Here is a 14897-nt window from a genome sequence, read left to right as displayed (position 1 = left end):
TTTATTGTAACAAATTGATAGTAAATCAACTAAAAAAACACTAAAAAAAAGTTAAAATTTTGTTTTGTCATAACAGAGTTATGCTTTATATTTGCATCCGCAATGGCGAGGTAGCTCAGTTGGTTAGAGCGCAGGATTCATAACCCTGAGGTCACGGGTTCAACTCCCGTCTTCGCTACTAAAAGTTCTTTTAAAAAGATGATTACCAAATAAAAAAATAAGCGAAAGTAGCTCAGTTGGTAGAGCGTCAGCCTTCCAAGCTGAATGTCGCCGGTTCGAACCCGGTCTTTCGCTCTAGTTTTTTAAAAATAATTAAGTATATTTACAGTATGCGAAAGTAGCTCAGTTGGTAGAGCGTCAGCCTTCCAAGCTGAATGTCGCCGGTTCGAACCCGGTCTTTCGCTCTAAGTTTTATATAAAACTATAAATATATTTAATTATGCGAAAGTAGCTCAGTTGGTAGAGCGTCAGCCTTCCAAGCTGAATGTCGCCGGTTCGAACCCGGTCTTTCGCTCTAAGAACACCATTAAGTTGGTGTTTTTTTTTAGATGACTATTCGGGGTGTAGCGTAGCCCGGTCATCGCGCCTCGTTTGGGACGAGGAGGTCGCAGGTTCGAATCCTGCCACCCCGACAAAAGCCTATGAAAATTAATTTTCATAGGCTTTTATTTTTTATAACTACTCCTTTACATATTCCCTACCAACTCCTTTTTTATAACATTTTTTGTTCTCCTCATATATAAGTGTTACAAAAACACTTATATTTGTTTTTATCAAATTTAAAAACATAAGCCTTGAAAACGACTTCATTAAAAACATTGTTATTTATAACAATATTAATTACATCATTATCTGGATGTCAATCTTTAAAAACAACAAACAAAGATGACTCATCTGCATATTTAATGACTTACTTTAAAGATGATGACCATAGCCTACATATTGCATTAAGTTCTGATGGTTACACGTTTACTGATATTAACAATGGAAAAGCAGTAATTGCTGGTGATACTATTGCTAGCCAAAAAGGAATTAGAGATCCCCATATAACCAAAGGAAAGGATGGTGCTTATTATTTAGTGATGACTGATTTACACCTTTTTGCTAAAAAATTAGGTTATAGAGATACTGAATGGGAAAGACCTTCTGAAAAATATGATTGGGGAAATAATAGAGGTTTTGTAATGATGAAATCTTATGATTTGATTCATTGGACTCACAGCAACTTTCTTTTTGATGAAGCTTTTGAGGAACTAAAAGAAATAGGTTGTGCATGGGCTCCACAAACAATTTATGATCCAAAAGAGGACAAAATGATGGTGTATTTTACCATGAGAATGGCTCATGGATTAACTAAAATGTACTATGCTTATGCTAATGATGATTTTACAAAAATCACTACCCAACCAAAACTTTTATTTGACTATCCTAATGAAAAAGTTCAAGTACTAGATGCTGATATTATTCAAATGCCAGACGGTCGTTATTGTATGACTTATGTAGCTCAAGAAAATCCAGGAGGAATTAGAGTTGCTTTTTCTGATGAAATTAACAAAGGATATACATACAACCCTAAATGGATAGATTTTGAACCAGGTTCTTGCGAAGCTCCTAATATGTGGAAACGAAACGGGAAAGATGTATGGGTATTGATGTACGATATCTTTAGTATAAATCCTCATAATTTTGGATTTGTAGAAACCACAGATTTTGTCAACTTTAAAAATCTTGGACATTTTAATGAGGGCGTTATGAAAACAACAAATTTTACCTCACCTAAACATGGTTCTGTAATTTCTATTTCAAAAAAAGAAGCTTTAAAACTTGCCAAATATTGGAATATGAATTTTTCTATTAACAAGTAAAACATTAAATAATATGAATAAATATTTTATAAAAACTATCCTTTTTACGGTCTTAAGTTTATCATCATTATTTGCACAAAATAAAAATCTTGAAGGTTATTTATTTGCTTATTTTGAAGGAAAAGGTCCTGGAGAAAAACAAGAACAAATTCGTTTTGCAGTTAGTGATGATGCCATTCACTGGAATGCTCTAAACAATAACCAACCTATAATTCCTTCAGATAAAATATCTAACACAGGCGGAGTTAGAGACCCTCATATTTTAAGAGGAGAAAACAATGATTTTTACATGGTTGCCACAGATATGTATACCCGTAAAAATGGTTGGGATCACAACCCAGGAATTACCTTACTACACTCTAATAATTTAATTGACTGGACTTCCTCTGTGATAGATTTAGAAAAGCAATATCCTGTAAAATTTAAAGACATCAAATGGGTTTGGGCTCCGCAAACTATTTATGATCCTGTGGTAAAAAAATACTTAGTTTATTTTACCATCCGTTTTAATTACAACTTAAAACTGGATTTTTATGGGGCTTATGCCAATGATGATTTTACAGGTTTTGAGAGCGCTCCTACTCTTTTATACAGCGCTAAAGATGGAGCTATAGATAGTGATATTATTTATAAAGATGGTACGTATCACCTATTTTATAAAGGAAATACCAAAGATAAGAATGGAAAAGAAATTCAAAATGGAATCAAACAAGCTACTAGTAAATCTTTATATGGACCTTGGAAAGAAAGTTTTGAATACATAGATTTTTATGCTAACCAAAAAACAACAGTAGAAGGTTCTTCCGTTTTTAAACTTAACAATACTGATGAATACATTTTAATGTATGATTTATATTCTAGTGGTAGATATGAATTCCAAAGAAGTAAAGACTTATACAACTTTACCAAAAAGCCAGAATCCTTTACCAAAAACTTCTTCCCTAGACATGGAAGTGTGATTGGAATTACAAGAGAAGAAGCCAAAAAATTAAACCAAAAATGGGGAGGAGTTCCTAAAGAATTATTACCACAAGAAACTTATCAATTTAAATCCGAGGGAAATCCAATTATTACACATAAATACACCGCCGATCCTGCTGCAATTGTAGTTGATAAAACACTATGGTTATACGCAGGACATGATTTTGCTGGAGGACAAAGGGGGTATAAAATGAAAGATTGGTGTGTGTTTTCTACAAAAGATATGCAAAACTGGACAGAACACCCTACTCCACTTGACATTACAGATTTTTCTTGGGCAAAAAGTGGTGATGCCTATGCAGGGCATGTAATAGAAAAAAACGGAAAATATTACTGGTATATTAGTACCAATTGGAGTGGTATTGGAGTCGCAGTTGCAGATAATCCCCAAGGACCTTTTAAAGATGCTCTAGGAAAACCATTACTAACCAATGAAGATTGTTTTGCTTCAACACATTCATGGGCTTGTATAGATCCCGCAATTTTCACTGATGAAGATGGTCAAAGTTGGATTTTTTGGGGAAATAGAGAATGTTATTATGCCAAGTTAAAAGATAACATGATAGAAATTGACGGAGATATCAAACAAATTAATTTTAAAGATTTTGATTTTACTGAAGCTCCATGGGTACACCAGTACAAAGGGAAATACTATCTAAGTTATGCTTCTGGATTTCCTGAAAAAATTGCATATGCTATGGCAGATAACATCGAAGGTCCTTATGAGTACAAAGGAATTTTAAATGAAATTGCAGGAAATAGTAATACCAATCATCAGGCTATCGTAGATTTTAAAGGAAAAACATACTTTATTTATCATAATGGGGCTATCCAAACCGATGGAAGCAGTTATAGCAGATCTGTTTGTATAGAAAAGTTAGAATACAACAAAAATGGAACTATAAAACCTATACAAATGACTACTAAGGGAATTTATAAATAATTTATTTAAAAAAAAACTCCTGTTTTCACAGGAGTTTTTTTTTAAATATAACACATTTTTCAACCTGCTATATATTGCCATTTAACCACATAAAACAACCATTCATCTACAGTATATTTCTGATAAACTAATATTCTACTTTAAAATATTTTTTATAACTTAATTTTACTATAAATTATAATCAATATTGTGAAAAAATTTATCTCTATTAGTTTTTTATCATTGTTTGCTTTTGCTGTAAGCTGTAGCTCTAATGATGATAATGACTTTAATAATCAAGAAAAAGAAGTCATCTTAAATAACTCCAACCAAACAAATCGATTAAATACTGCTAAAGCAGGAGTTATAAGTATTAAAGAAGCTCCAGATGAAGATCCTGAGTTGACATCATCAAAACTTGGAGTTGCATACAAAACTTACGCAGCAAACATAAATGATGTAGCCAGTAATATTCCTTTAGTACAAATCGCAGAAGTTTCTGCCCCAATACATAACGAAACAACCCTAAGAGCAACACATGTGGTAATTCACGAAAAATATGCTTATGTATCATATAACGTTGAAGGGCCAACATATTTAGGAGCTATTGATGTTATTGATATTTCTGATCCAAACAATCCTAGTATTGCTTTAGGAGCTATTTTTCCTAATACTGACGTTAGTGCTATTAGCTATTACAACGATGCATTATATATTGCAGGAGCTAGTTCTTCTACAAATATTGATGAATCTAATCCTGCTGTATTAATTAAAATGCAATTAGAAGATGGATTGCCAACTGACAATATTGTTTTAATCAATATGTCTAGCTACGTAGCTACGGATGTTTTAGCAAATACAAACGGTATATATGGTGTTTCTGGAGTAAACGGAGTGTTGGCTAAATATGATATATCTAATCAATTACTTCAAGAAAGTGTTTCCGTAAATGATTTAAGAGCCATTGGAGAATATGACAATAAAATTGTAGTCTTAAGTGGTACTGATGGAGTGTCTGTATACAACAGTTCTACGTTAAGTGAAATCAGCAATTTTCCTACTAGCACCGATATTGCTGAATCTAAAAGAACCATTGATTTTTACAATAACAATATTTTAGTTGCTGAAGGAAAAAAAGGTTTAGGAATTTATAATATAGACAACGGAAGTCCCGTAAACACGATTGAATTACCAACTATAACTGATAATAACATAGACCCTAATGAAGTAGTGACCAATGCGGTTACTGTAGAAAAAGATCACATATTTATGGCCAATGGTGCAGCTGGTTTAACAGTTCACGATTTAAAAAAAGGTATTTCTAATATTACCAAAACAGGAACTTTAGACATAGATGGTTCTACCAACTATGTACAAAGTGCTAATGGATATATTTTTGTAGCTAGTGGAAAGGGTGGTTTAAAAATTATCAAAACTGTTGAAGATAATCCAAATTCTGGAGAAACATCAATTGTTTGTGACGGGCCAGAATTCACAACTTATAATGGTGGATCTTGGTTAAATATTAATAGCAACGAATCTAAATATTATAGTGGTTCTACAAGTTTACAAGGACTAAATGTAAATGCAAACCTTACTTTTTGTGGTTCTTTAGCCGTAAGTAATGGATTAAATATAAACAGTAACGGTCATTTTAAGATGAGTGGTTCTTTGGCACAAGGAAATTACAATAATAAATACCTGTCATTAAATATTAATGACAATGCCATTCTAGAACTTGAAGGTAGTATGGTTGTGTATGGAAATATGACATTTAATACTGGTGCTAATCTAAAAGTTTCAGGATCTGTTACTATTTATGGTGATGTAATGATTAACAACAATGTAACTATCGATTTTATAGGGTCTGATTCTAGTATTACCATATATGGTACTGTTACTAAAAACGGAACGCCAACCATCACTGGTAATTATAACGATACGCTTAATAAATTATAAAAAAATATCTTTTTTCATATAAAAGAAACACTAACTAAAAACTACACTTAACTATTTTTTAAGCGACAGCTATCTAATTTAAAGGTAGCTGTTGTCTTTTATAAAGTAATTAAGTTACTGTAAACAAAGCCTCGTGTTCTTATAAAAAAACAGTTTTTTAACTTACAAACAAGATTCAGTTGCATTACATCCAACTAAAAAATTATTAATAAATTAAAAAACTGTTCTCTTTAATAAAGTCAACCAAAGTTGATTTTATTATTCTTTATAACACTATTTTTTCTGTAACAATAGGTCCTGCTTCTATAATTTCTTTGTTTACTCCTTCTTCAAATTGTTTAAAGTTTTTTTGGAATAATAAAATCAATTTGTTTTTAACTTTTTCGTACTCTTCTTTATCGGTCCATGTGTTTTTTGGTGTTAAAATATCTGATGGAACATTTGGACAAACTGTAGGAATTTGGAATCCAAAATTTTCATCAACTACAAATTCAACATCTCCAAAATCTTCATTATGAATGGCATCAATCATGGCTCTGGTGTATTTTAATTTCATTCTATTTCCAACACCATAAGCACCACCTGTCCATCCAGTATTTACCAACCAAGCAGTAGTATTGTGTTCTTTTATTTTATTAGATAACAACTCTGCATATTTATTAGGATGCCACATCATAAAAGCTGCACCAAAACAAGCACTAAAAGTAGCTTGTGGTTCTGTAACTCCCATTTCTGTTCCAGCAACTTTAGCCGTATATCCTGATATAAAGTGATAACTGGCTTGTTCTGGAGTTAGTTTACTTATAGGAGGTAGCACTCCAAAAGCATCACAAGTTAAGAAGATAATATTTTTAGGATGACCAGCAACACATGGTATTTTTGCATTGTTAATATAATTTATTGGATAAGAAGCTCTAGTGTTTTCGGTAATAGAAACATCTGTATAATCAACTCTTCTAGTTTCTTCAGCATATCCTACATTTTCTAAAACAGTTCCAAATTTAATAGCTCCAAAAATATCTGGTTCTTTTTCCTGACTTAGATCAACAGCTTTTGCATAACACCCTCCTTCAATATTAAAAGTTCCTTCATTAGTCCAACAATGTTCATCATCTCCAATTAGTTTACGTTTTGGATCGGCACTTAAAGTGGTTTTTCCTGTACCAGAAAGTCCAAATAAAATGGTTACATCTTCTTTTTCTCCAACATTGGCAGAACAATGCATTGACATAACATCTTGTAAAGGCATTAAATAATTCATGACAGAAAAAATTCCTTTTTTCATTTCACCGGCATATTCAGTTCCTAGAATTACAATTTCTTTTCTCTCTAAATTTACATCAATACTTGTTTTAGAGGTCATTTTAGTTGTATAGCTATTAGCTTTAAATCCACCTGCATTAAAAATAACATAATCTGGTTCTCCAAAATCTGTCAACTCTTGTTTGGATGGCATAATAAGCATATTTTGCATAAACAGTGCATGATAAGCTCTGGTACAAATAATACGAACTTTTATTCTGTAATTAGGATCCCAACCTGCATAAGCATCTACTACATATAAATGTTCTTTAATATTTAAATAATCAATAGCTCTTTCATGATTTACCATATAAGTATGTTCATCTAAATCGATATTGATATCCCCCCAATCTATATTTTTTTCTGAGTCTGGATGTTTTACAATCCTTTTGTCTTTAGGACTTCTTCCTGTTTTCTTTCCAGAATACACTAATAAAGCTCCTGTGTCTGAAATAGCAGTTCCTTTTTCTAATCTTAAACCTAATTCGTACAAAACAGGTACACTACTGTTTCTGTAAATTTCGGTTACTTCAATTCCGTATTGTTTTAAATTAAATTCCATATCAATTTATTTTTTAATTGTTAATTATTTACATACTTAAAGGTCACTTATTATTTTGATTAACAATATGATATCTATCATAATTTGAAAATAAATTCCTAAAAAAACAAATTATTTAACTATCATAACTTTAAAGAAATTCCCTAAAAACCGTAAGAAGATTGCTTATTTAATTATTTTCCTTCATTATTTTTTAAGTTTTATAATATTCTATGTTTTAATTAAAAAAAGAAGAAACAAAACATATCCTTTTATTGCAATGTATCTATTTGAAACCTTCTTGATTTCAATCATTTAGACACAATTTGAAGATAATTCTAACAATTTTAAAACTTTATCTGTTCTTATCAATTAATTAACAAAAACACAACACAATATAACCAATAGATAATCAGATCTTTAACTTAAAAAACACTCCAAACTGACATATCACAGTTTAAAAACTGTCATAAAATTTCACTGATAAAATATAAAAATGCGTTCTTTATTATATAAATCAAATAGGTATGGAATCTAAAAAAATATTACCCATATTTTCATCGTATAAAACCAATCCAGTTTTTTATGATGAAATTTTTAAGAATGATAAAGAAATTAGAGATACTTATGGAGAATTATTTAAATTATTTAATGAATATAAAGTTGATGACTTTAAATTATTAAATGAAAAAGCTAAGTTATCGTTCTTAAACCAAGGGATTACTTTTCAGGTTTATGATAAAACCACTGTAGAAAAAGTATTCCCTTTTGATTTATTTCCTAAAATAATTACCGCTGACGAATGGGATCATATAGAATCTGGAGCTTTACAAAGAAGTAAGGCTTTAAATTTATTTTTGTACGATGTTTATCACAAAAAACAAATTATTAAAGATGGAATTGTTCCTATAGAATTGATCAGTAGTTCTGAAAACTACTTAGATCAAATGAATGGATTAGAGCCTCCCGGAGGCATTTACAATCATATTTCTGGAACGGATGTCATCAAACATTCTGATGGTGAATATTATGTGCTAGAGGATAACATACGTTGTCCTTCTGGAGTTAGTTATGTGGTTAGTAATAGGGTTGCTCTTAAAAGAGCCATGTTTGGTGTATTTAACAACTACCCTACTTGTCCTGTAGCTAATTATTCCGAAAACTTATTAGAAATTATGCAGTCTGTAAAACCTGCTGGAGTAGACATACCAACCTGTGTAGTCATTACCCCTGGTATTTACAACTCTGCTTATTACGAACATTCTTTCTTGGCAAAATCTATGGGAATAGAGTTGGTAGAGGGTAGAGATCTTTTTATTGAAAAAGATTTTGTTTACATGAAAACCATTTATGGACCTGTTAAAATTGATGTTATTTACAGACGAATTGATGATGCTTTTATTGATCCTTTAGAGTTTAATCCTGATTCAGTACTTGGAGTTCCAGGATTGTTTGCAGCCTATAAAAAAGGGAATGTAACTTTAGTAAATGCACCTGGAACTGGAGTTGCAGATGACAAAGCTATTTATACTTATATGCCACAGATCATTAAATATTATTTAAATGAAGAGCCTATATTAAACAATGTACATACTTATCACTGTAGTAGACCTAAAGAGCTGGCTTATGTGTTAGATAACATAGATAAATTGGTAGTAAAACCAGTAGATGAGTCTGGTGGATACGGAATTTCAATTGGTAACAAATTAACCAAAGAAGAAATCGAAAAAGTAAAAGCAGTAATTAAAGAAAATCCTAGAAAATATATTGCCCAACCTATTATGGCATTATCTACACATGCTACTTTTATAGACGAAAAACAATGTTTTGAGCCTAGACATGTAGATTTAAGAACTTTTACACTTTTAGGAAAAGATAAAGAATTTGTTTTAAAAGGTGGACTTACACGTGTGGCTTTAAAAGAAGGAAATTTAATTGTAAACTCATCACAAGGTGGTGGATCTAAGGATACTTGGGTTTTAAAAAGATAGATTTATGTTAGCAAGAGTAGCCAACAATTTATTCTGGATGGGAAGATACCTTGAAAGAACTGAACACATTGCAAGATATTTAAATGTGAACTATTTTTCTTCTTTCGATGCACCAAACGAAACCTCACAATCAAGACAATTTGTTTTGAATTCTATAGTTAGAATGGTTGATGATGATCCAGAAAAAGAAACGGTATTATTTGAGAAAAAAGTTCTTTTTGATGCCGCATTAAATGATGAGAAAATTTTTTCTATTAAAAGTTATTTTAGAATGGCTAGAGACAATGCCTCTAGTGCTAGAGATATGATTTCTACAGAATTGTATGAATCAATCAACAAACTACACCATTACATTAATAACTACTCCATTGAGTATTTTACTGAAAGAGGGTTAGACGAATTTACCACCTATGTATCTAAAGCTGTTTCCCAAATTAAAGCAAATATAGTTACTACCATGATGCATGATGATACTTATGCGATCATCCACTTGGGAATTAATTTAGAAAGAGCTACTGATGTTATTAGAATTATAGATACCAAATACAAAGATGCACTTAGTGTACAAAATGAAACAGATTTTGCCACCTCTTATGAGTGGACTATTTTGTTAAAATGTATTCAGTCTTTTGACATGATGAAACGTCATTATAAAAAAGCACCTACAAGTAAAAACACTTTAGATTTTTTAATCTTAAATCCAGAATGTCCAAAATCAGTGATGAGCTGTTTAAATAATGCCAAGTGTCAAATTGATTATTTAAATAAAAATCATCATAGTTTATCTTCTGCTTTTTTAATTGGTAAACTAAGAGCCAAATATCATTATAAACGTATTAACGAAATTGAAATAGGTTTTGATAAGTTTATTCAAGAAATTATTAGTGAGCTAGATGAAATCTGTATAAGTATTGAAGATGAGTTATTTAAGCATTAAAAATAACTAATGTTTATATATTAATATGTTATATATATTAACTTTGCACGTTATACCTATAACACTAACATATTATGCAATATCATTATAAAATAAAGTATGTGACCCATAATACATACGAAAACCCCGTGAATAATGCTTTGTGGCAATTTTTAATTGAACCTAAAAATAATGATAGTCAGTTTTTAGAAACATCAATTTTTAACGATTCATATAACACCTTAGTCAATAAATCTATTAACGGCTATGGATTCAATACTTTTAAAGTAACTCCTAAACATCAAATCACAGATATTATTTTTGAAGCTGAATTTTCCTTGATTAAAAATAATATAGAAATTCAAAGTCAAGATTCTAAAACTTATAAAAAAGATATTGAAGAATTAAATAGTGATCCTTTTAAAATTGAATATCATTCTTTTTTAAAAGATACTGTTTTAACTACATTACCCTCTGATAAAAAAAACATTTTTTTATTTGATGATAAAAAGACAACTTTTGAAAACTTAAAAGCCTTGAATAAATGGGTTTTTATATTTCTTTATTATACAATTGGAGCTACAAATATCAGAACCGAATTAAAGGATCTTATTGATTATAACAAAGGAGTTGCTAAAGATTTTACCCACTTATTTTGTGCAGTAGCAAGACAACACAATATTCCTACAAGGTATGTTTCAGGATTCTTAAATCAAGACCAATCTTATTTTGGTAACTCAGAAATTCACTCTTGGGTAGAATGTTATATTCCTAATATTGGTTGGGTAGGTTTTGACCCTACAAACAATATGTTAGCAGATTTTAATCATATTAAAATTGCTCACGGAAAAGATTATAACGATTGTGCATCTTTAAAAGGAATTATTTTTACTGTAGGTAAAAACACTACTAAATACACTGTTAAAGTTACTTGTCAAGAATATATTCAAGATAAATTAGCTTCCTTAAATCACATATCTGCTTATAAAAAAGCTTTATAAGCAACTAAAAAAAGAGCTGTTATTTGGTAACAGCTCTTTTTTTTTTTACGGATTGTATATAAATAATTGAGATTTTTTATTGGTTCCAACAAGAGTTAACTGCTCTTTAAAAACATCTGGCATATTTTTATAATGAGAATTTCTTGATAAAATATAAAAAGGATTTTCTTGTTTCATCAACTCACCTAACTCTTCAGCGGTATCAATTACTTTTATTTTTCCTGAGGTATAAAACTGTGAAGAATAAGATTTAAATTCCCAAGCATATACATCTGTCACCTCTTGATGAGTCATTTCTTTTAATAAATGCTTATCTGTGTTTTGCCAATTGGTATCTTTATAAAAAGTATTCATTCCTATAAATCCTATAAAAACCAATACAGGAACCACCATGGCTCCAACAAACCAAGCTTTTTGTTTTTGGTAACTTTCAAAATAATGCATCACTAATAGTCCTAAAGGAATCATACTTGGTAATGTATAAGTATGAATTAAACTTTTAGAAATGGTAAAAAACACTGGAGTCCATAACATCCAAAGCCATAAATATGTTACCCATTTATCTTTAATTAACTCCTCTTTTTTCTTAATTACTTTTACAATAATAAATTGAATCCATGGAATAGAAAAAAGCAATAAGAATAGCCAAATCATCCCCATAGGTTGTTGTTTGGCAAAGCCATATTTATCTCCTTGCCATCCAGATTCAAAAAAACGCTTATAATGTTCTCCAACAAAAAAGTAATCAATAAAACCAGGAGTTCTAGCTTCAGCCCAATAATACCATGTAAACGAAATAACAAAAGCCAAAATCATTCCTGGCAACCATAATGCTTTTTTAAAAAACGTTAATAGTTGACCTTTATACAAACAAGACCATATAAAAAGTGGTGGCACAGTTAATACCAAAACAATAGGTCCTTTGGCCAACATTCCAATAGCAACTCCTAACCAAGTAACAAACTTCCACGCTCTTTGATTATAATTATTTTTTAAAGAATTCCAAAAACCAATCATAATAAAAGTAATTCCTACCAACAAAGAAGAATCTGTAGAAACAACTCCACAATGGATGTAATATTCAGGAATGGTAAACAAAATTAATGCAAACCAATACAGCTGTTTTTTGGTAAAATCTAACGCTTTGGCTACAAAAATAATTAGAGAAACTTGCAATACAAAAGAAGGAAAACGAGCAGCAAACTCATTCACACCAAATATTTGATAACTAAAAGCAGAAATCCAAGTGGACATCGGGGGTTTTGCCCAAAAAGGCACTCCATAATCTATTTGTGGGGTTACCCAATTACCTGTATCGTACATAATACGTGCAATTTCTGCATATCTTGCTTCGGTTTTATCTAATAATGGAAGCCATGCACCTACTAGTAAACGAAGTGCTGCAAGAAAAAATACTGTAATTTCTAAAGCGTACTTTTTAATATTCGCTAACATGAATTTTATAGTTTTTTATAAGCTTGATTAATTTTAAGCAAATCTAACCATAACTTAAAGAAGTAGCTCATTTTAACCTTAGAATCTCCTTTATCTACCCATTTTCTTAAAGGGATTTCTTTCATTTTGGTAATAGCAACCTCCCTAGTATATAACTGAATAATTCTAAAGAAAATCTCTACATCAAATAACCATTTAGACAAAAATGGCTTGTTAAAAACCTCTATGCTTAACTCTTTGGTAAATACTTTTATTCCGCATTGAGTATCATATACTCCTAATTTTAAGATATTAGAAATAAAAGTAGCAATAACCCTTCCTGTAAAAAATCGAAAAGAACTCCTTTCAATTCTTGATCCTAATTTTTTAATTCTAGAACCAAAAACAAAAGTCAATTTTCCATCTAACTTTTTACTAATTCTATAACACTCTTTAAGGGGAGTTGCTAAATCAGCATCTAAATAAGCTATTTTATCAAAGTTAAAATGTTCGATACAATAATTTACCCCCATTTTAGTTGCTCCTGCTTTACCTTGATTTTCAATACAATCAAAAACTACAATTTGATCTTCTGATTTATTTTCTAGCTCTTTTAAAATGTCTAAAGTATTATCTGTAGAACCATCATTTACAAAGCAAATAGCCACTTCTCTTTTATTATTTAAAAAAGATAGAAACTTTTTTTCTCGTAATGATTTAGACTCATTGTAAGAAGGAATTACAATAATTAAATCATAATTTTTAGTGGTATCTAACATATAGTTATAGACTAGCTTAGGAAATTTAACACTGCTTAATCTTTATTTAACAGTGACGTAAAAATAGAATTATTTATGGATATAGAAAACGAATAAACATGGCATTTTATCTTGTCTAAAATACTATTAAAAAAATCAATAGCTAGATTGTTAAAAGTTATAAACATTAACGTTTAAAAGTGTAAAAAAGATTTATTTTAGCGACTCATAAATTCTAAAAATATTAGAAAATGTCAGATACTATTGAAAGAATTAAATGCTTGATTATTGGATCAGGTCCTGCAGGTTACACTGCTGCTATATACGCTTCAAGAGCAGATTTAAAACCTGTAATGTACACTGGAATGCAAATGGGTGGTCAATTAACTACTACTACAGAAGTTGACAATTTCCCTGGATATCCTAATGGTACGGATGGAACTGCAATGATGGAAGACTTAAAAAATCAAGCTGAACGTTTTGGAACAGAAGTCCGTTTTGGAATGGCTACTGCTGTTGATTTTAGCGATGAAATTGGTGGAATTCATAAAGTAACGATTGATGGTAACAAACAAATAGAAGCTGAAACTGTTATTATTACCACAGGAGCAACTGCAAAGTATTTAGGTTTAGAAAGTGAAGAACGTTTAAAAGGTGGTGGAGTTTCTGCTTGTGCTACTTGTGATGGTTTCTTTTACCGTAAGCAAGATGTAATTGTAGTTGGAGCTGGAGATACTGCTGCAGAAGAAGCTACTTACTTGGCAAATATTTGTAACAAGGTTACTATGTTGGTTCGTAAAGACTATTTTAGAGCCTCTAAAGCCATGGAAAAAAGAGTGAACAGAACCGAAAATATTGAAGTATTATACAATACTGAACTAGATGAAGTTTTAGGAGACAATGTAGTAGAAGGAGTTCGTGTAGTAAACAATCAAACTCAGGAAAAACATGAAATTCCTGTTACTGGAGTTTTTATTGCCATTGGTCACACGCCAAATACAGATATTTTTAAAGGTCAGTTAGAAATGAACGATGCTGGTTATTTAATTACCCACGGAAAATCTACCAAAACTAACAAACCTGGAGTATTTGCAGCAGGTGATGTACAAGATCACGAATACAGACAAGCAGTTACAGCTGCAGGTACTGGATGTATGGCCGCTTTAGATGCTGAGCGTTATTTAGGAAGCTTAGAGTAAACTTAAAGAGATAGATAAAATAAAAAAG

General features: G+C 30.7%; 10 protein-coding genes and 5 tRNA genes. 12 read left to right on the top strand and 3 right to left on the bottom strand.

Annotated features, from left to right (window positions below; all coding sequences use genetic code 11):
• Positions 1-104: 104 nt before the first annotated feature.
• From BUB70_RS08140 to BUB70_RS08105, 8 genes are all read left to right on the top strand, one after another.
• A tRNA-Met gene (locus BUB70_RS08140) sits at positions 105-178 on the top strand.
• A gap of 43 nt (positions 179-221) precedes the next feature.
• A tRNA-Gly gene (locus BUB70_RS08135) sits at positions 222-294 on the top strand.
• Positions 295-331: 37 nt separating this feature from the next.
• Positions 332-404, top strand: a tRNA-Gly gene (locus tag BUB70_RS08130).
• A gap of 37 nt (positions 405-441) precedes the next feature.
• Positions 442-514, top strand: a tRNA-Gly gene (locus BUB70_RS08125).
• 43 nt (positions 515-557) lie between these two features.
• Positions 558-632, top strand: a tRNA-Pro gene (locus tag BUB70_RS08120).
• 162 nt (positions 633-794) lie between these two features.
• A complete protein-coding gene (locus BUB70_RS08115; protein ID WP_073120386.1) occupies positions 795-1865 on the top strand; it encodes a glycoside hydrolase family 43 protein in 1071 nt (356 codons plus the stop codon).
• A gap of 13 nt (positions 1866-1878) precedes the next feature.
• Positions 1879-3789: a family 43 glycosylhydrolase gene (locus BUB70_RS08110; RefSeq protein ID WP_084730227.1), complete on the top strand. Its 1911-nt coding sequence runs from the start codon at positions 1879-1881 to the stop codon at positions 3787-3789.
• 189 nt (positions 3790-3978) lie between these two features.
• Complete coding sequence (locus tag BUB70_RS08105) at positions 3979-5727, top strand: LVIVD repeat-containing protein (RefSeq protein ID WP_084730226.1); 1749 nt, start codon at positions 3979-3981, stop codon at positions 5725-5727.
• Between the two features lie 265 nt (positions 5728-5992).
• Here BUB70_RS08105 and pckA read toward each other — a convergent pair whose 3' ends face one another.
• The gene (gene pckA / locus BUB70_RS08100) at positions 5993-7591 is read right to left on the bottom strand and encodes a phosphoenolpyruvate carboxykinase (ATP) (protein WP_073120383.1); all 1599 of its coding nucleotides are present in this window, start codon (positions 7589-7591) and stop codon (positions 5993-5995) included.
• Positions 7592-8097: 506 nt separating this feature from the next.
• Here pckA and BUB70_RS08095 point away from each other — a divergent pair.
• The 3 genes from BUB70_RS08095 (at position 8098) to BUB70_RS08085 (ending at position 11478) form a co-directional block, all read left to right on the top strand.
• On the top strand, positions 8098-9561 hold the full coding sequence (locus tag BUB70_RS08095; protein ID WP_073120382.1) for a circularly permuted type 2 ATP-grasp protein: 1464 nt from the start codon (positions 8098-8100) through the stop codon (positions 9559-9561).
• Positions 9562-9565: 4 nt separating this feature from the next.
• Positions 9566-10498 (top strand): alpha-E domain-containing protein, encoded by a 933-nt coding sequence (locus tag BUB70_RS08090; protein ID WP_073120380.1) that lies wholly within the window; start codon positions 9566-9568, stop codon positions 10496-10498.
• 101 nt (positions 10499-10599) lie between these two features.
• Positions 10600-11478, top strand: a complete 879-nt coding sequence (locus tag BUB70_RS08085) for a transglutaminase-like domain-containing protein (protein WP_229742978.1) — start codon at positions 10600-10602, stop codon at positions 11476-11478.
• Between the two features lie 45 nt (positions 11479-11523).
• On the opposite strand, the gene BUB70_RS08080 is transcribed toward BUB70_RS08085, so the two are convergent.
• On the bottom strand, positions 11524-12933 hold the full coding sequence (locus BUB70_RS08080) for an ArnT family glycosyltransferase (RefSeq protein WP_073120377.1): 1410 nt from the start codon (positions 12931-12933) through the stop codon (positions 11524-11526).
• A 5-nt stretch (positions 12934-12938) separates the two neighbouring features.
• Complete coding sequence (locus BUB70_RS08075) at positions 12939-13691, bottom strand: glycosyltransferase (RefSeq protein ID WP_073120376.1); 753 nt, start codon at positions 13689-13691, stop codon at positions 12939-12941.
• 230 nt (positions 13692-13921) lie between these two features.
• Between BUB70_RS08075 and trxB the strand changes: the two genes are divergently transcribed.
• Positions 13922-14869: a thioredoxin-disulfide reductase gene (trxB, locus tag BUB70_RS08070; protein WP_073120374.1), complete on the top strand. Its 948-nt coding sequence runs from the start codon at positions 13922-13924 to the stop codon at positions 14867-14869.
• Positions 14870-14897: the final 28 nt, after the last annotated feature.

The sequence above is a fragment of the Wenyingzhuangia marina genome (genome assembly GCF_900130035.1).
Lineage (GTDB): Bacteria > Bacteroidota > Bacteroidia > Flavobacteriales > Flavobacteriaceae > Wenyingzhuangia > Wenyingzhuangia marina.
The sequence above is the reverse complement of the archived record's forward strand: the minus strand, read 5'-3'. Positions and strand labels throughout refer to the sequence as shown.